This window comes from Atribacter sp. (assembly GCF_035418125.1).
Classification (GTDB): Bacteria; Atribacterota; Atribacteria; order Atribacterales; family Atribacteraceae; genus Atribacter; species Atribacter allofermentans.
The window spans coordinates 1-19,388 of record NZ_DAOLQM010000014.1 but is presented as its reverse complement, the minus strand read 5'-3'; the positions used below and the strand labels follow the sequence as shown (position 1 = coordinate 19,388).

General features: G+C 34.4%; 18 protein-coding genes. 15 read left to right on the top strand and 3 right to left on the bottom strand.

The window, feature by feature from the left end:
• The first annotated feature begins 85 nt into the window (after positions 1-85).
• A complete protein-coding gene (locus PLK24_RS01995; protein ID WP_324476067.1) occupies positions 86-787 on the top strand; it encodes a hypothetical protein in 702 nt (233 codons plus the stop codon).
• A gap of 220 nt (positions 788-1,007) precedes the next feature.
• Here the strand turns inward: PLK24_RS01995 and PLK24_RS01990 are convergent, their stop codons facing one another.
• The 3 genes from PLK24_RS01990 to PLK24_RS01980 form a co-directional block, all read right to left on the bottom strand.
• Complete coding sequence (locus PLK24_RS01990) at positions 1,008-1,847, bottom strand: hypothetical protein (RefSeq protein WP_324476066.1); 840 nt, start codon at positions 1,845-1,847, stop codon at positions 1,008-1,010.
• 117 nt (positions 1,848-1,964) lie between these two features.
• Positions 1,965-3,200 (bottom strand): vWA domain-containing protein, encoded by a 1,236-nt coding sequence (locus tag PLK24_RS01985; RefSeq protein WP_324476064.1) that lies wholly within the window; start codon positions 3,198-3,200, stop codon positions 1,965-1,967.
• A 5-nt stretch (positions 3,201-3,205) separates the two neighbouring features.
• Positions 3,206-4,240, bottom strand: a complete 1,035-nt coding sequence (locus tag PLK24_RS01980; RefSeq protein WP_324476068.1) for an ATP-binding protein — start codon at positions 4,238-4,240, stop codon at positions 3,206-3,208.
• 1,230 nt (positions 4,241-5,470) lie between these two features.
• On the opposite strand from PLK24_RS01980, the gene PLK24_RS01975 reads away from it, so the two are divergent.
• From PLK24_RS01975 to PLK24_RS01910, 14 genes are all read left to right on the top strand, one after another.
• Positions 5,471-6,352 (top strand): carbohydrate ABC transporter permease, encoded by an 882-nt coding sequence (locus tag PLK24_RS01975; protein ID WP_324476063.1) that lies wholly within the window; start codon positions 5,471-5,473, stop codon positions 6,350-6,352.
• Positions 6,353-6,470: 118 nt separating this feature from the next.
• On the top strand, positions 6,471-7,190 hold the full coding sequence (locus PLK24_RS01970) for a carbohydrate ABC transporter permease (RefSeq protein WP_324476062.1): 720 nt from the start codon (positions 6,471-6,473) through the stop codon (positions 7,188-7,190).
• A 12-nt stretch (positions 7,191-7,202) separates the two neighbouring features.
• Positions 7,203-8,714, top strand: coding sequence for an FGGY-family carbohydrate kinase (locus PLK24_RS01965; RefSeq protein WP_324476061.1), 1,512 nt, complete (start codon positions 7,203-7,205; stop codon positions 8,712-8,714).
• Positions 8,711-9,316: a class II aldolase/adducin family protein gene (locus tag PLK24_RS01960; protein WP_324476060.1), complete on the top strand. Its 606-nt coding sequence runs from the start codon at positions 8,711-8,713 to the stop codon at positions 9,314-9,316. The genes PLK24_RS01965 and PLK24_RS01960 overlap by 4 nt, the downstream gene beginning before the upstream one ends.
• Positions 9,317-9,413: 97 nt before the next feature.
• Entirely contained in the window at positions 9,414-10,736 is a 1,323-nt protein-coding gene (locus PLK24_RS01955) for an ABC transporter substrate-binding protein (protein WP_324476059.1), read from the top strand.
• Positions 10,737-10,876: 140 nt separating this feature from the next.
• Positions 10,877-11,734, top strand: coding sequence for a MurR/RpiR family transcriptional regulator (locus tag PLK24_RS01950; RefSeq protein ID WP_324476057.1), 858 nt, complete (start codon positions 10,877-10,879; stop codon positions 11,732-11,734).
• A 637-nt stretch (positions 11,735-12,371) separates the two neighbouring features.
• Positions 12,372-12,617, top strand: a complete 246-nt coding sequence (locus PLK24_RS01945; protein ID WP_324476056.1) for a hypothetical protein — start codon at positions 12,372-12,374, stop codon at positions 12,615-12,617.
• A gap of 891 nt (positions 12,618-13,508) precedes the next feature.
• A complete protein-coding gene (locus PLK24_RS01940; RefSeq protein WP_324476055.1) occupies positions 13,509-14,276 on the top strand; it encodes a flavodoxin family protein in 768 nt (255 codons plus the stop codon).
• Positions 14,277-14,310: 34 nt separating this feature from the next.
• Entirely contained in the window at positions 14,311-14,892 is a 582-nt protein-coding gene (locus PLK24_RS01935) for a TetR/AcrR family transcriptional regulator (RefSeq protein WP_324476054.1), read from the top strand.
• A gap of 90 nt (positions 14,893-14,982) precedes the next feature.
• A complete protein-coding gene (locus PLK24_RS01930; RefSeq protein ID WP_324476053.1) occupies positions 14,983-15,411 on the top strand; it encodes an FMN-binding protein in 429 nt (142 codons plus the stop codon).
• 131 nt (positions 15,412-15,542) lie between these two features.
• Positions 15,543-16,025, top strand: a complete 483-nt coding sequence (locus PLK24_RS01925) for a YbhB/YbcL family Raf kinase inhibitor-like protein (RefSeq protein ID WP_324476052.1) — start codon at positions 15,543-15,545, stop codon at positions 16,023-16,025.
• Positions 16,026-16,821: 796 nt separating this feature from the next.
• Positions 16,822-17,589, top strand: coding sequence for a hypothetical protein (locus PLK24_RS01920; RefSeq protein ID WP_324476051.1), 768 nt, complete (start codon positions 16,822-16,824; stop codon positions 17,587-17,589).
• Between the two features lie 58 nt (positions 17,590-17,647).
• Positions 17,648-18,838, top strand: coding sequence for an MFS transporter (locus PLK24_RS01915; protein ID WP_324476050.1), 1,191 nt, complete (start codon positions 17,648-17,650; stop codon positions 18,836-18,838).
• A gap of 129 nt (positions 18,839-18,967) precedes the next feature.
• Positions 18,968-19,388, top strand: a 421-nt coding sequence (locus PLK24_RS01910) for a hypothetical protein (RefSeq protein ID WP_324476049.1), incomplete at its 3' end; no start/stop codon positions are given.

Below are 19,388 nucleotides of genomic sequence, written 5' to 3'. Positions count from 1 at the left end.
CCCTCAAAAAGTGAGTGCTCAGGATAAAGGTATTTTTTATTCATTAATATCTATATAAGATAAATATTTTTGGAGGGGAGAAAAAATGATAGATCCTATTACTCATACTGAAGCTGACGACTCGGTTTGGAAGAGTCTTTATAAAGTTGGTGCTATAGCTGCACTTACTGTGTTGGTGCTCATGTCGATCCAGATTGTTGTCTTAATCGTCTGGCCACCACCAAGTACCGTGATCGGCTGGTTCAATCTTTTTCAGACCAATAAGCTTGTGGGACTGCTCGACATGGACTTGCTGTTAATTGTCGATTATGCTTTATTGGGTTTGGTGTTTCTCGCTCTCTGGGCTGCCCTTAAACGATTCAATCAATCTTTCATGGCAATTGCTTTGATCCTCGAGCTCGTCGGGATCACGACCTACTTCGCATCGACCGCAGCTTTCGAGATGCTTTCCCTAAGTAACCAATACGCGTTTGCTGCCACGGATACAGAGAGATCGGTGTTGCTGGCTGCAGGTCAGGTAATGCTTGCGATCTGGCAAGGTACAGCGTTCAATGTGAGCTATATCATTAGCGCTATTGCCCTTTTAATCGTTTCGGTTATCATGGTGCGCAGCTCAATCTTCAGCAAAGTTACCGCTTATATGGGAATCTTGGCGAGTTTATTGATGTTCGTACCACCGACCGCCGGGTCAATAGGTGTTTTTATCTCCCTCATCTCTCTCATTCCTACGGCAATTTGGTTGATTCTGATTGCTCGAAAGTTCTTCCAATTAGGTCGGAGAGAATAAAAAGCAACGGTAAAGAGGATAAAGAGAGATATCTTGAAGAAATATATTGTCAAATATCTGGGGTCAGGTCTTGATTCTTGAATTGTATTAATTGTTAAAAGTAGAGGAGAACAAAAAAGAAATCAGAAAAGAAAGATACATTTCTGAAGCAAATTTTTAGTGAATAAGAAAGGGGTAACTTCCGATCCAGATATAATGTTTAGTTAGTGGAATAATGCTTCTAAATATTTTTTATCTTGGAAAGGATTAAAGCAGTTGAAAAACTTTCCTCATCGAAGAAAGGCGGGAGAAAATTGTAGTGTTTCTTAATGAAATCCCATAGGGGAATTGGGACATCTTCAATGTTTAATATTGGTCGAGTATAAATGAGTATATCTTCGATAACGTTGTAACCATGTTCTGAATCCAGTTTAGTTGACACAAAATCACTTTTTGAGAAATAGTGATCAAAGTGAAAACTCCACCACAGGTATTGGTTGATTTGGTGAAAGGATATAATAGGATTATTACTGATAGCGGTAAAACAACGAGAATCGTTGACCGGCATGAGCAGAACGATAGTAATTTGTTTATTGACCAAATAGGTGGTATCAGTAAGGGATAAGAAAGACCGTGCTTTTTCAAGGTCGGGTATGCCCAGCTTTTCTTTATAATCGAAAATAATTCCAGCAAAATGATAGGTTGGATTAGTTTTAGACCAATCAACTATAACATTTTCAATTGATCCATACTTCAGTTTTCCAGCCAAGAATGAGAGTTCTGGTATTTCCTCGCTGACAATTTGGTTCAGGAGCTTGGTGATGCTTGACGCAAAGAGGGTGAGACAAAAGCAGTTCTTTTCTGCTAGTTTAGCGTCTTGTTCCCATTCCATTGCTGTTTTCAGGGTGAAAGTATAGAGTTGATCGGGAAGACGCTCTAAAATAATTTCGCCGATTTTGGTAGAGGAAAAACATCCCTTTGGTCGCTCCAGGCTGGGATGGACGATAAGGTGGTACACAATTTGTTCTGGAGTTTTTTCAACGTTTACATGGACTTGAACAAACTTATCTTCTCTCATCATTTAAAATATACAGCTCCTTTCTGATTAAAATTCAAATTTTAATTTTAGATTTATGGTTAGAAACGTAAACGTTTTGTTTTCTAATACTTATCTTTCAAATTACTTATTAGGCAATATTTACCAGCTTTGTTCTTCATGAAGCTCTACCTTGATGAGGATATCAGGTTCTAAGCCAGATGGCTTTTTGTCTGTTGTAAGGACCACTATTTGCTCGATGCAAAGTGGAACATCAATCCTTTTATCAATATTATGCCCGTCAGTCATGAGAATGACTGTGTAATTATCCAAAACATTCTCTTCTATCCATTGGAATGCAGGTTTGAACTCGGTCCCTCCGCCTCCTTTGATATGTTCCAGAATCTCTTCTATTCCCATAACATTTTCCACAATATCTTCTTTGTAAATTTCTGCATCACAGGTTAAAAAGGTAACATTAAACACTTGAATGATGGCCAAAACTTCAGAGATAAAAAGTCGAAGCTCATTTTCGCCAATACTTCCCGATGTATCGACAATCAGGATCACTTTTGCTTCTGGAGTATGAAGGGTTGGAACGTAGATGTTTTGTTGGCGGTAGTAAGGGTGGCAGCGGCGATAACTATAGTTGTTCTTGGTGATGGTTGTGGATATATCACTCAAGAAGTTTTTCCAGGTGACTGTGGGCGTCATCAGCTTATCAATCATTCTTTTCAGGGAAGCGGGAAGAATTCCACATCCTTCGATCTCTTTTATGCTTCGTTCGATTTGTGCTGCTGTTGAGAGGGCATTTTGAGTAGATAACTTAGCTTTGATTACTTCACCTTGAGTTTGAGGGTAGACGTGGTTATCAAGTTGCTTTCTTTTCTGGTAAGGAAAGTAATTGTTTAAATTTTTCTGATCGTTGTCACCTTCGCATGGTTTTCTTTTTAACTTTTTTTTGGCTTGTTTGAGGAGTATCTCATAAATCTTTTCGGCATAATAGTATTTATTATGAAAGTAGGAAGAGTAGAGAGCATTTTTTGGAACTTTAAATCCTATATCATGGAGTAGGTAGTTCACCTCGTAATCACAGGCAATATTCCACAAATATGGATCTCGGTCACCTCTTCGAATCAATGATCCTGTCAATAGGTGGAGGGCTTCATGGGCTAACATGAATTCCAAAACTTGGCTAGAGATATCAAGCACTTTAAATTGTTCCGGGTCATAGATAATGGTATTGGTCACTGGATTCACACCAATTGGTCTCGCTATAGCGCCAATGGGTGGAATAACTGCTTCTTCATACTTCATTCGCAAGCAGATTGACCCAATCACCGGTTTATTCAAGATAAACTTAATTAATATTTTTTGAATCTCTTGATAGATAGACATTGATATCACGCTCCTGAGTTATAGATTTGAAGTTCTTTGAATCGTTGGCTGAATTCATGGGCATATTTGCTCTTAGCCAGCTTGGTAATTTCTTGAAAATTAAACTTGAGAACCATGTTCTTAATCATACAGATTGCAAAGGTGTTCCAATATTCTGGAGCTTTAGTTGAATATTCCATTAAGCGTTGGATTTGCTCATCATTTTTCGCTGAAACAGGAAGGATAGTTGCTAACATCCATGATCGTTCTATCTGGGAGGGTTCAGGAAAGATATTCTTTCCTTTGAAGATATTCTCTAGGTCTTTCTCAATATCAGCGCAATGTTTTATAAAATTGAAAAAGTTTATTCCTACATCCTCACCCACAAATCCATAGACCAAGAAGGGATTATCAAACTGATGCACATCACTCACATTCTTCCAGGAACGAGGAGTGCAAAATGGCCGATCAATTGAAGGTGGAGTAACGAAGTGTTCAGGGAACCTTTGGAGGTAAGCATAAATAGAGGGATGAATATTTCCTGATACATATCCCCATTCTTTCCAATCATCAAAGCTTGGTTCTAACATCAGGTGGCAACAACGATTGATGAAAGGAGCGGTGAATCGACTGGGATTTATTTTGTCTTGGTTACGATTTCCAGCAAGGATAATCATGGTATCCTCTGGGAGCTGGGTATCAGCAATCTTTTTCTCTTGGATAATTCGCAAACAGGCATCACGAACTGCTGGTGGAGCAGTATTAATTTCATCAATTAGGAAGATGAATCGTTCTTTGGGAAGGTCTATCATTGGAACGGTTCTAACTATTTTTAGTTCTGGGTCATAAATCATTAATCCTTTGACTTCGGTTGGATCGTAGAGGGTGAGAATCATAGAAACGATTGGTGTTTTTTCCTCTTCTCCTAATTGGTAACAAATTTCAGTTTTTCCAATTCCTGGTCCGCCCCATACCATAATTGTTTTTGGGTTATTCAACTGCAGGTTCTTTTTAATAATGTCTTTGAATTGCTTTGGAGTAATTCCACATTTTAAATTCATCAAGCAATACCTCACTTATGAAATAGTTTTCTAAACCTCTTTACCTAGAAATTTCTTAGTAAGTTTTTGTTTTGGTTCTTGTTCATAGTAGCAACCACTTTGGTCTGGCAAAGGAGACCATGAGTCTTTAATGAGTGTTCATTTTTAATTATGTCAACCCCCTTTCAATAATTTATTTAGAAAAAATTGACTTAGGATCTAAAGAAATAATTGATATTTTCAAATGCAAAAGTCAGAGGATATTGAAGATAAATTGATTAAGCGGTTTAGATTGTTTTTTAAATGTGAATTGTTAGTTTGAAAAAGTCTGGGTTTTAATGAAACAAGGAGAAAAGAGTAAGCTTTTTTACTCAAAGGTTTTGAGTTGTCCTATGGTATATATATTGCACGTCGGCGATAAATTAGTAGACATATATAGTCGATCTATGGCTAACAGCCAGTTAAAAATGAAGGATTTGCAGGAAGAAATTGATAGGTGTTATTAAGGTTTTTTCTGAGAGAGTAAATCAATATTTCCACCATATATATACTATACACTGGTATAAAAAATCACCTTTATTATTCCAACCATATATATTGCACAAATCGGCTTTGGTCAAACAAAGGTCAAAAAAATATATAATATTAAAATTGCCCCTAATATATAAAATATATTTGAAAAGAAAATAATTTATTTTCAGCCTACCAGTATCGTATTATAAAAAAACCTATAGAGACAAAGAAAACGAAGGTAAAAAAACCAATCCCTCATTGTGAAAGAAAATATCCGATGACTAAAAACTTCTGTAAAACGGTATTAATCTTTGAAGTTTTGAAAAAAACTTAAAAGATTGTGATTAGCTGTTTTCAGCCTGGCCTACCACAGCCATTTTGTTATGCTATTCGAAATAATCTTTTTTTAGGTACCTTAATTTCTAATAAAATCCAAAAAATAGTATCGGTTTTTTGATTTACTCAAAACTCTTATTATAAATTGTGTAATTATAAAAAAAGCTTATCCCTAAACTCTTGCTTAACGTTGTGAGTTAATTTAATTGATTAGAAAGTCCATTTTAATGCTCTGAGATTTTCTCAAGTAAATACATTTAAGCTTTTTAAAGAAGTTTGTTTTAGTTTGTAGAATTTATATAAAGCAAAGAAGAAGGGAAGATGTAATATAATTACAAATAATTATTGACAATGTAACAAAATAACATTATGATTTTAATAATGCGAAAGGAAAAAGAAAAAATGTATAAAAAAGCATCTTTTAAAAATAGTTTCGAGGCTTATTTTTTTATTCTTCCTGCGTTTGTTATTTATGTTATTGTTGTACTAAAGCCATTATTAAATACTATTGTTTTGAGTTTTTATGAATGGGATGGAGCTTCAGAAAAGATATTTGTTTTTTTAAAAAACTATCAGAAATTATTTTCTGATCCTATATTTTTAACTGCTTTACGAAACAACTTAGCTTGGATAGTAGCTTCAATTTTTATACCTATGATTCTTGGATTATTGCTCGCTGTTCTGTTATGGAGTATTAAAAATCAAAGAATTCGTTTCCTTTTTCAGACTAGTTATTTTATGCCGGTTATTCCAAGCTTAATTATTGTAGGAATAATCTGGGGTTGGATTTATAATCCCGTTTTTGGTGCTGCTAATAAAATTCTTAAAATGATTGGATTAGGAGCATTGAGCCGAGGGTGGTTAGGAAGCCCTGTTTGGGCTTTACCTTCAGTAATATTAGCTGGTAATTGGACATTCTTTGGTTTCTGCATGACTATTTTTCTTGCTGGTTTGCAAAATATAGATAAAAACCTATTTGAAGCAGCTATCATTGACGGAGCAAATAGAATTCAATCCTTTCGTTATATAACTATTCCAAGCTTAAGAAATCAAATTAACTTATTAATTATCTATATTTTAATTGGTTCCTTTAAGGTGTTTGATATTGTTTATGTGATGACTAAAGGGGGTCCATTTAATTCAACCGAAGTTGTTGGAACCTATATGTATACAAGAGCATTTGAGCATAGTTTGGTCGGCTACGGAAGTAGTATGGCAACGATTTTAGCACTAATTGTTTCGATTAGTACACTAATTTTTCTTCGATTAAGAGAGGAGAAGTGAAAAATTGAATAGAAATTCAATTTTAATCAATGTAGGTAAATATACAGTTGCCATTCTATTTTTAATAATATCGATTATTCCATTCATTTGGATATGGTCGTCGGCTTTTAAAACCAATATGGAAATTTCAGAAAATCCTTTCTCCCTTCCAAAAAAATTACATATCGAGAATATTTCAGAGGTATGGTACAAAGGTCATTTTAATATTTATTTTACCAATAGTTTAATAGTAACAATTCCAAACGTAATTTTGGTGGTTTTTTTATCTTCAATTGCCGGATTTGCCTTTTCAAAAATGAAATTTATCGGTAGAGATATTTTATTCTATATGTTTATTCTTGGTTTTACTATACCAGTTCAAGCCATTATTATTTCTCTATTTTATGATTTTCAAAATTATGGATTAATTAATAAACTAAGCGGCTTAATTCTTGCTGAAACAGGTATAGGATTACCTTTTGGTATATTTTTGATGCGTTCATTTTTCATGAATTTACCAAATGAAATATATGATGCAGCTAAAATCGATGGATGTTCAAATTTCCGGGCTTTCTATTCAATTTTTTTACCTTTAGCAAAACCTGCAGTACTATCACTCGTGGTTTTTCAAACGATTTGGTCGTGGAATGAATTCCTTCTTGCTCTGCTTTTGATACAAAGTGAAAAATTACGTACTATCCCTTTGGGATTAATGTTTCTTAAGGGAGGACGTTATACGCTGAATTATAGCCAAATTGCAGCAGGAATTACAGTTGTTTCATTGCCTTTAATTATTGTTTATCTTATATTTCAACGCACTTTTATAGAAGGAATTACAGCAGGAGCTGTTAAGGGATAGGAGATTATTGAAATGAGTTACATGGGAGTAGATTTGGGAACGTCGGGATGCAGAGTGATAGCGATTGATGAAAAAGGTGAAATTATAGCCTCAGAAAAGATGTCATATCAACTCAAACATGGAAAAAATTTTTTCATTGAATTGATTCCTCAAGATGTATTAACTGCATTTGAAGCATGTGTTTATAAGGTTAATGCAAAGGTAAAAAAGGACCCGGTGTGTTCGTTGTCATTTTCAGTTATAGGTGAAGCATTTACGCCAATCGGAGAGGATGGAAAACCTCTGTGTAATACCTTAATGCCAATGGATTTTAGAGGTTTGAGTGAATTCTCATATATTGAAGAAAAGTTTAATAAGGGGAAACTATATACGATTACCGGTCAACCTCTTCATCCAATGCAGTCACTTTCAAAAATATTATGGCTAAAGCATAATCAACAAGAGATTTACCAAAAAACTTGGAAATTTTTATGTTGGGAAGATTATTTGATTTATTTATTCACTGGTAAACCGGTTATTGATTTTTCTTTAGCATCGAGAACTATGTGTTTTGATATTAAAAAGAAACAATGGTCTGAAGAAATTTTGGACACATTTAATATTAATCCTTCATTATTTGCTCAAGAAGAACCTATTGGAACAGCAATTGATTATATTATGCCAAAATGGTCGGAAAAATTGGGTTTTAAAGAAAAAGTGATAGTGATAAGCGGGGGATTTGACCAATCTATTGCTGCAATTGGTGGGGGAGTTGTTAAACCAGGAATAGTAAGCGATAGCATTGGGACTACCGAATGTATAGGTTTTATTTTAAATAAGCCAATTGAAGAAAATGATTTAGAAGCAGGATATCAGAATAATTGCTTTATAGATGATACATATTTTATAAATGGTGGATCATTAAATGGAGCTGTTATTTTAAATTGGCTTAAAGAGAACATTTGCTTATTAAAAAATAAAAATGGATTATCTAATACTGCAGAATTTTTTAAGATTTTTGAAAATAAACTCGAATATAATCCAACAAGACCAATTTTCTTTCCTTATTTTTCCGGTTCAGGAACCCCTAAACCAAATCCCAACCTCAAGGGCGGATTATTTATGCTTGACCTTTCAGTTGATATAAAAGACATTTTTAAGTCTTTTTTGGAATCTTCTTGTTTTGAAGTGAAGAAAAACATTGAATGGTTGGAAAATAAATTTGATGAAAAAATAAATGAAATAAGGGCTTTTGGAGGAGGGTCGCAATCAAATTATTGGTCACAATTAAAATCACATATTACTTGTAAACATATTTCGAAACCAAAAATTCAAGATGCAGCAGTTTTTGGAGCAGCGATAGTAGCAATGTCTGGTTTGAAACAATCTACACTCAAAGACATGGTAAATGACTTGGTTAAAGTTGATAAATTTTATAAACCTAATTTTGAAATTAGTAAATTATATCAAGATAAATATTTAATGTATAAGATTTTTACTCAATATTTGGAAAATTTTAAATTTGAAGGAAAGGCTCAAATATGAATAACTATAACGAATATAAAAAAGAAATTTCTAAGATTGCTTTAAAAGCCGTTGCAGATGGTTTGATTAAGACGATCGGAGGAAATATATCGTTGAAAATTGATGATAATTTATATCTAATAACTGCAACAGGCGCTGCTCTTGATGAGCTGGATGAATCGAATATTTTGTTAATTGATGACCAAGGTTTGCCTTTGGAAAAAACTGAGCATAAACCATCTCAAGAGACAGGCATGCATCTCGCAATTTATAAAAATCGCCAAGATATAAGAGCCATTGTGCACCTTCATCCTTTAGTATCAACAACACTTATTTCATTAGAAGAAGATATTAGTTTCGCAACTTTTGAGCAAGAGTATTTTCTAAAGAATGGATATAAAATTATACCTCCCCTACCTGCTGGGAGTGAAGACTTGAAGGTTTCAACTTCTTTAGAAATTAAATTTTGTGAAATATTAATATTAAAATTTCATGGTGTTATTAGTATAGGGGGAAATTTAAAAGAGGCGTATTATCGCATAGTTGAATTAGAAACAGCAGCCCAAGCATCTTTGATTAGCAAGTTATTGGATAAGAAAATTTTACTACCGAAGTTTTCATAAAAAGTACCAAATATTTAAAAAGGTGAGGTGGTTATATCGATGGCTTAATAGATTGCGTTAATAGAGATTAAATATATAAGACTATAAGGAGGATAAAATGAAAAAATACGGTTTATTACTTACGATTTTATTGGTATTGGTATTGGGGTTCAGTGTTTGTGCTCAGGATAAAAAAACCATTATTATTTGGGATCAATTCTTCCCTGAAGCCCAGTCGCGCTTTATGGATTCAGTAATTGCAGAATTTGAAGAAATGAACCCTGAAATCCAAGTTGAAAGAAGCGTTATGGATACCGAAAGCATCCGAAAAGTTTTAAAGGTTTCTCTTACTGCTGATGCTGGTCCTGATATATTCTATTACGATTCTGGACCGGGATTTTTGGGTGTTTTGGCTAAAGCTGGACTAGTATATGACCTTACAGATGTATATGAACAAATGGGCTGGAACGACAAAATTTTCTCCTGGACAAAAGAAAGATGTACGTATGATGGTAAAACCTATGGAGTTGGAAACGAAATTGAATATACATGTGTTTATTATAACAACAATATTTTAAAAGATTTGGGAGTAGATAATCTAGTAGTTCCTTATGAAGCTGAACCTAATTTGAAAACTTTAAAAGCCTATGATGATTATTTGGAAATTTGTGAGAAATCAAAGGTAGCTAACATATTACCTATTGCTTTTGCAAACCGGGATCCAGGAAGAGGTGGTCACCTCCAGAGTTATTTTTATGAACTCGTAGCTGGAAAAGATATGATAGAAAACGTATTATTTGGAGATGGGCGATGGGATAGCCCCGAATTTGTTGAAGCATGGAATGTATTTAAAAACTTACAAGATAAGGGATATTTCCCGCCAGATGTAAATGCAATAGATTATGATGAAGGAAATATGCTTTTCTACTCTGGGAAGGCAGCTACTCATATTACTGGAACATGGTTAATTGCTGATATTATGGAAATAATGGATGATCCAAGTATAATTGATTTTCTATTATTACCACCTTTAACAGAAGGTTTACCTCTGAGGGCAGCAGCAGGTATAGGTTCAGCATTCGCAGTTTCTGCAAATACTGATTATCCTCAAGAAGCTTTTGCTTTTATTGACTACCTTTTCTCGCCAAGTGTTGCTGAAAGGTGGGTAACCGAAGGATACATTATTCCACCTGCAACGTTTGATATAACAAAGATAGTTGAAAAAATCCCACCAATGATGCAGGAAGCGATTATTGGTGCTTCTCTCCCTCAAGGTCATGGCTATAATTTAGATGTTGTATTACCGGAAAATGTAAACTATGTTACTAAGAATGGGTTACAAGCATTAATAGCTGGTCAAAAAACTGCTGAGGAGTTAGCTAAAGATATACAAGCTGCATGGGATGAAGCTAAAGCTAAAGGAGATATCTTTAAAAGATAAAGAAAAAAATATTCTCTTTTCTATATTATGAGATAAATAAGAAATTTTAAGGAAGTAATAGAAAATATTATAATAGAACCGCTATAATAATTATTAGAAAATAAAAATACTATTTATAGCGGTTCTATTGTTTATTTATTATGGAAAATATTCTATATAAAATCAAAAGTAATTATGAGATATTAGATCCAGCGGAAAAAAGAGTTGCTGACTATTTAATTCAAAATATGGCTAGTATTCCGTATTTACCAATAGGCGTATTGGCAGAGAAGGTACATACTAGTAAAACAACAATAGATAGGTTTTGTAAAAAGCTGGATTTTAGAGGTTATAAAGATATTAAAATTGAAATTCTTCGTTATATTTCTTCGGATTCATCTGGTTTTTTATCTGGTGTTGACCTTCCTCAAGATTTCGAAAATATGTCATTATCTGATTTGTTAAACTTTGTCCTTGGAGTGAATGTTGAAACTCTTTTAGAAATAAAGAACATAACAACTCTCGAGAGCATAGAAAGGGCAATAAACATTATTACAAAAAGCAAATGTATCATATTGGTTGGGGTTGGTAGTTCTGCGCCTGTGGTCCTTGACTTAGAACAGAGATTAACTCGACTTGGTTTGAATTGCTGTGCCTCAACTGACCCACATTTTCAAATTACTCGTTCTTTAAGTCTTAGTAATAACGATTCTATTATTGCTGTTTCATATTCTGGGTGCACTAAAGATATATATGATTGTTTAAAGATAGCTAAAAAACGAGGTGCAAAAATCGTAAGCATTACATCCTTTCCAAATTCTCCTATTGCTGGAATTTCCGATTGCTGTCTCTGTAGCCCAACCAGAAAAGTTCCTTTACCAAGTGAGAGTTTTGCTTCAAGAATTTCCCAGTTAGCAATTTTTGATGTTATATGTGCAGGTATTTATATGAATAAAAAGGAAAAATTAAAAGATTTTATTAAAGACATTGAAGTTTCCATGTCGAGTAAAAGGATATAATCTATTTTTTTTGAAAATTGTCAGAGTTAATTTATAAATTGTGAGGATAGTTCTTTTCCATAACATGCCTTCAATTAAATAAAAGAAGATGTATTTTTTAGAGTAATTTTTTCCTAATAAACCTCATTTCAATGAAGTCTCGAGAAAATTTCTTACAACTTCTACTTCACCTTTGAGCAAGAATTATAGATAAGGAGAAAGAACGAGGGATTAAACAAAAATCTGTGGCCAAGCCTTGATTCTTGAGTTTTTAATGTATAAGACAATTTAAAATGCTCAGCATTTGGCAAATTAAAATTCCAGTACTCCTTATTAAATTAATAGTTTTAACTTGAAGAATCCAGAGGGTCAGGTCTTGATTCTTGAATTTTTCTATCATTTTCCTAAAGAAATTAAAAATATCCAAAGCATATATTTTAAAGTTTTAATAGGTTTATCAGGTAAATAAACGATAATTTTAGGCCAGTGATTGAGAAGGATTGGAGATGGAAAGTAAAACTATCAATTAGAAGGTGTATAATTTAATAAAAGAATGAGTGAAGATTCATCGAATGGGATATGGAAAATCATAAACCTATTCTATAAAGATAAAGTCACTAAGCAAAAAGTTTTTTAAAGGATGAGGAGTGGGGAAGTTATGAATCACATGGGATATCTCAAAAAAATTAAACGGATTTATTATGAAGTTAAATACTTTTTTGAAAATTCCTATAAAGCATTTATACCGGTTACATTGAATGCAGATGGTGCTTTTTATACTGATTACAAAAATGTTGGTTGTCCTTTTGGCGATTCAAAAAATGGTTTGAACTCATGGATAAGACTGCGTAAGAAAAGAGAAGAAAGAGAATTTTGGGCTTATTATAAAAAGAATTCCGATTAATGGTTTATGAGATAAGGGAAAATTGGTGTAACTAGACTTAATGAATTCTTATTGACTAGGATTTAACTTTGAAATCAATTAATACTTCTTCTTTTTCCATTACGATAATCTTCTTTTGCCTTTAGAATTTTTTCAAAATATAATTAGCAGAGAAATCAAGTCTTCTTTTCTTCAATTTGTTTTTTTAGTTTATTCCCTAAATAAAGCCAACTTCTCAGCCAGGTCCAGCACATCGACTGGCCAGAAGCATTCCGGACGAGGTCGGTTAATTTATCCTGAAAATATCAATATTGGGAAAAAAAGAATGATCAAAAAAGCAAGGCACACCCCCCTGAATCCCCCCTCAATGGGGGAATAATTCAACAATTCCCCTCCTTGTTCGAACGGTGTCGTTTTACAGCGGGGAGGATGTCTTTAATCAGGCTTCCTAAGCGGTGTTTTCCCGCGTGAGGATCTCATCTGACGCCACCGGCGTCATCCTGAGGCTTCGTATTTCGAAGCCGTGAGGATCTCATCTTTTAATTATTTAAAAATTCTCTAAATGAGATTGCCACGTCGCATAGAACGCTCCTCACAATGACGGAGCAGGAAAAATTCAAATCCTCCTAACACTCTTTTCTAAAGGGGAAGGTTGTTTCTTGAGTATATATTTTCTTCTTTATTTAATACTAAAAAATTACGTGAAATTCTATATATCTTTTTGATTAGCATTAATCTTTCCAGCTTACCTAGAGTCGTTCTAATTTTATCAATACCTACTTCCAAATATTTTTCAAAAAAAATACAAAATGAGTTGACAAGGAATTCAATCAGTGTAAAATATGAATGAATATAATATTATTCATTCATATTGTTATAGATTATCTAATCTATTACGAGGTGATTCTTTCCATGAAAAAAGTTACTGCTTTTATCGGAAGTGCGCGAAAGAAAGCGACTTATCAGGCCGTTCAGGAATATGAAAAAAATTTGAAGCAATATGGTGATATCAACTTTGAGTACGTTTTCCTGAGTGATTATCGCCTGGAGTTCTGTCAGGGCTGCAAGTTATGTTTTGATAAGGGAGAAGGATTTTGTCCTCTTAAGGATGACAGGGATCTTTTACTTGAAAAACTGGAACTATCCGATGGTGTTATCTTTGCTACACCGAATTATGCTTTTCAGGTTCCAGCACGCATGAAAAACCTAATGGACAGACTTGCTTATATTTTACACCGGCCGAAATTTTTTGGAAAAACATTTACGGCGGTTGTGACTCAGGGTACGTTTGGCGGAAATGATATTCGTAAGTATCTTGAAAGTATGGGAGGAAATCTTGGATTTACTGTGACAAAGGGTTGTTGCGTACGAACATTAGAACCCATGACTGAAATTCGAGAGAAAAAACTCCAACAGGAGATCAAGAAATCTTCGGAGAGATTTTACAAAAGACTGATTCGGTCAACTCCTTCATTTCCTTCATTCTTCAGATTGATGTTATTCAGAATGACCCGAACAGCCATTCAAACCACCGATGTTCATTATTTTGATTATTACTATTATAAAGACCAAGGCTGGTTTGAGTCTGATTATTATTATGAAACCAAGTTAGGATTAATCAAAAAAATGATGGGGTATTTTTTTGATTTTTTAGGAAAAAAGATGCTTAAACATATGTAAAGTATTGTCTATATATACCAAGGAGGTAATTCATTTGGTTGATATTAAAGCACGTATTAAGGAAAGCGGAAAAAAACTTTTCAGTGATAAGGGATATAAAGATACCAATGTTGCTGAAATAACCAAAATTGCAGGTGTGGCAACTGGTACATTTTATAACTACTATCCTTCAAAAGATAAACTGTTTATCGAAATCTATTTGGAAGAAAACACAAAATTGAAAAAAAGCATCATGGATTCTGTTCATTTAGAAGGTGACCCAATTACTGTGATGAAAGAAATGATGTTGCTGAATTATCGAGGCATGAACTCAAATCCTATTTTGAAGGAATGGTATAACAAAGAGGTTTTCCATAAAATTGAGCGAAATTTTCGAGAAGAAAAAGGACTTGATAGCGTTGATTTTTTGTATGGGAGTTTTATAGAGATAGTAAAAAAATGGCAAAATGAAAGAAAAATGAGAAACGATATCGATGCTGAGATGATTATGGCAATTTTTACTGCTTTAATCAATATTGATACTCACAAAGAGGAGATTGGTCTTCAGTATTTTCCTCAGGTATTAGAATATCTAACAAAATTTATTATGGAGGGTTTAATTTTTTCTGATCAATAGAAATATTTCAAGGTTTTAAAAAGTTCTACAACTGCAAAGGTAATTAATTAAATGTTGAAAGAGAGAATTGGTATGGAAAATAAAAGTAAGATGAAACCAAAAAGAAAGAAGGGAAGGAAAATGGGTTGGATTATTGTTTTAATAATAATTGCTATTGTCGGTATTATAGGAATAACCAAATGGTCATCATTAATGAAAGAACATCAGGAAGCAAGAAATTTACCAATCAATTTGATTGATTTTAGTGAACTGAAAGATGGAACCTATAATGGAGAATATGAAGGTGGAATGTACAAATGGAGGGCAAATAAAGTTGAGGTGACAGTCGCTTCAGGGAAGGTGACCAGCATTAAATTCATCGGATCTTCAGATCCAGGTAAAGAGAATACACAACATAACGAACTTTATAAAAGAATTATCAATGCGCAATCACTACAGGTGGACACAATAAGCGGTGCTACTCTAACTTCGAAAGCCTACCTTAAGGCGATAGAAAACGCTCTGGCAAAAGCCCAATAATATATTCTATATAGCCATTTTTAAACACAAAAAATTATTCATTTAAAAAGTTGCTTATATTGGTTCTGAAAATTTTCTACGGTTTGAGAATACGCTTTTGCTATTGTTAAAATGAAAGGAGAGATAATAAAATGACCCAAATGTCACCTTTTCAATTGCAAAGCAGTTCTTTTAAGAATCATGGGACTATGCCAATTGTTAATACAGTCAAAGGAAAAAGCCTTTCTCTTCCATTGACTTGGAAAGGATCTCCAGAAAATACCAAAAGTTTTGCTTTAATTTGTATAGATCTTAACTCACCATTAAAATTAATTACACATTGGATTATTTATAATATTCCAGCAAACTACAACGAACTTCCAGAAGGAATTCCTGTCCAATCGTTTTTAACAGATGGGATATGCCAAGGGAGGAATTGGAAAAGGGAGCCTGGATATACTGGACCAAATCCTCCTTTTGGAAAACATAGTTACCTTTTTAAACTATTTGCCCTGGATATTCTCATAGAAAAAGATGAAAAGATTACCAGGAAAAAATTACTTCAAAGGATGAAAAATCATATTTTAGCCGAAACTGAACTTATTGGTTCCTATCCTGGAAACCCACAGGCATGATAAATCAAGCCCCTACCAAAGGATATTTTTATGTAAGAGCGACAATTTATTGCGCTCGATTAATGTAGCGACATGCCATAGCATGTCGAATCCTAAACTTTCATCCTCATTTGGTACCGCAAAGATGGTATAAATGTCTATCCTGAAAATATCAATATTGGGAAAAAAAGAATGATCAAAAAAGCAAGGCACACCCCCCTTGAATCCCCCCTCAATGGGGGAACAATTCAACAATTCCCCTCCTTGGAGGTGTGCCGTTTTCGCGACGGGGAGGGTGCCTTTAATTCGTCATCTTGAGGCTTCGTATTCAGAAGCCGTGAGGATCTTATCAACCCAATCCGTCATTGCAAGACCTCATTATTTGAAGTCGTGGCAATCTGATGAGTCATCTTTATATTATTTGTAGGATTGTAGAATTGGAATGAATGAAATTCTTATAATGTCCGGAAAAAAAATTGTACACCTTAGAATGACAGAGTGGGTGGATGAGATTGCTACGTTGCACAATACATTCCTAAAAATTTCGCACCCTCTCGCCCATTTTCCCCCTCTCACCCTCAGTTTTTTTACATCCTCATCTGGTGTCACAATGTGTTATGAAAGTTTACGGTTTATTTATAAAAATGAAATATTTAAATGGATCTTCAATACCTTTTTTAGAGGATGTAATATCATAATTTAAGTTTTTGGCATTAAAAAAAGATTACGATATAATGAACGAGGAACTGAAAACGGAGTGCTAAGCACCTATTTGAGAGATTGTTATAAAATAAAATATACCTAAGGAGAGAATAGAATGGCTCAGGTTGTTCTGACACCGGCGGCAGGGAAAAGATTGATAGCCAAAGCCATAGCTACACATCCTGATGTGCAATCAACGCTTAACTCGGGAATAGTTGTGATTGTGGCTGGGACAACCAATGGATATGTTGCCGAGGAAATATTGGCACTGATTGGGCAATCCAATGGTTTTAACCGAAAATGCTTCTATCGAGGTATTGTACTTCCACCGGCTCAATTGATGTCAGAGACAGGAAGGAGACCGGATGAAAGTGGATTTCCAGGAGATGTGGTTATTGCACAAGGTAAGTGGTTAAAAGGGAAAACTATTTATGATGTTATTGATGACTTGAAGCATGGAGATGTAATTTTAAAAGGAGCAAATGCTCTTGATGTGTTGGGAAAACGAGCAGCAGTTCTTATAGGTCACCCTGAAGGAGGAACCGTGATTACAGCTTTAAAAGCTGTTGTAGGTAAGCGGGTACGCTTGATAATTCCAGTTGGTTTAGAAAAACGGATTTTTGGGAATCTTGATGAAATAGTTACTAGAATGAATGCTTCCGAATCGTCTGGACCAAGGATTTTACCGATTCCAGGAGAAGTTTTTACTGAAATAGATGCAATATCGCTCCTTTCGGAAGTAAAATGTGATCTGGTTGCCAGTGGGGGAGTTGGTGGAGCCGAGGGAGCAATCTGGTTAAATATCAGTGGTGATGTGGAGAAAATGGATCAAATTATGGATATAATAAATTCGATTATAAATGAACCACCGTTTGAGCTCTAAATTATTTATTTGCTAAACTCTTTTTTTAAAAAAATTTTAAAAGCAGGAATAATAGATCATGACCTTCACCAAAACCCACTTTGTTGGATATTTGGGATTTGTCTCATTAGGCCTTGCTAATACGATAATTGGTCCAGCCATTCCTAGTTTAATAAATGAATTTGGGATGGGTTTCTCGCTAGTAGGGGTGCTTTTTTTTGTACAAGGTGTATTTTATTTTATTTCGGTTTTATCGGCGGGAGTCGCGTCAGATTTCTTTGGTAAGAAACCCTTTCTGCTTATTGGTGCAACCTTGATGGCTTCGGGTTTGATTGCTTTTATTTTGGGGAGAAATGAAATTATTCTCTTTTTTTCTGTAGCTCTTATTGGAACAGGATTGGGAGCCTTAGATGGTGGGTTAAATGGCTTGTTTATCGATATATCAGGAGATCAAAAAGGAATTGGCTTAGGTTTGCTCCATATGTGCTTTGGAATTGGAGCATTGAGCGGACCGCTCATTTTTACTTTTGCTTCTACGTCTTTATTGAATTGGAGACTGGCTTTTCTCTTTACTGCTTGCTTCCCGATTCTATTTTTCCTTCTGTTATTCCCCATTCATCTCTCAAGGGTGGATAATGAGGAAACTATAAAATTATCAGATGTTGCTATGCTGTTGAAAAACAGGATTATTATACAACTTATATTGCTTCTTTTTGTCTATGTGGGAGCCGAACAAGTAATTGCTGGTTGGCTTCCTACCTACTTGATTAATACTAGGAACGTATCTCAATCGATTGGATCATTTACTCTTTCTTTGTTTTTTATCGGCTTAACGATAGGGAGGCTTTTAACCGGTTTAATATCGGAAAAAGTAGGGTATTCGCGAACCTTGGTTTTATTGAGCTTAGGTTCTGCAGTATTTTTTCTACTCATCTATACTATTCAGGCAATCAATCCAATTATAATACTCTTTATATTATTGGGTTTCTTTTTATCAGGGATTTATCCAACAGTTATGGCTCAAGCTGGTTCTATCTTTCCTCAATACAGTGGGACTATCTCGGGAGTTCTAACTGCCGCAGGTGGAATTGGTGGAATGCTCATGCCTCTTGGTATGGGTATAGCTTCTGAGTATGCTGGTTTGCATGTGGGTCTTTTCCTTCCCCTTGTTTCTACAATCATCATGTTTTTCTTAGCGGTTTTATCTTTTAACTATATAAAGAAAAGGAAACAAATTCAAAGTCCCGGATTGACCAAGGTTGAGCCATAAAACGGTTGCAATAAAATGGCTTTCCGACATTCTTAAAATCTTTTGTGAGGGCTGGGTTTATCAAGAACTCAGTCATTCTAATCAGGTTAAATATTTATGATGTTTTAATTGATGAGTAGGTGAGTCATTGTGTATTCAATTTTTGCCTATGAAAATCAACCAGAACTCTGGGTGGAAGCTGCTCGAAATATCGAAAGACGTTATGGAATTGATAAAGCATTGGGTTACGTCATCGGGGAAAAGCTTTATAATCTTCTTGTTATGCACAATAACTCACTTCAAAAGCTTCATCAGATTGAAGAGCAAAGAAAGTTGTCTGATTATGAGTCACATCGAAAAGCTCAATCGGCTTTCGGTGATTATGAAATAGATTTGGATCAAGAATACCAACGATTAAAAAGAGTGATCGATGAGACGAATCAAGCTAAGCAAGAAATGGTAGAAAGGATTTTAGCTGCTTTTGATTTATTCCAAATCTATGAATATTTTCAGTCCAATCCTCGCTTAGGAAGTTCTGGGCATATCCTCTCAGAAGAACAACAACGATATT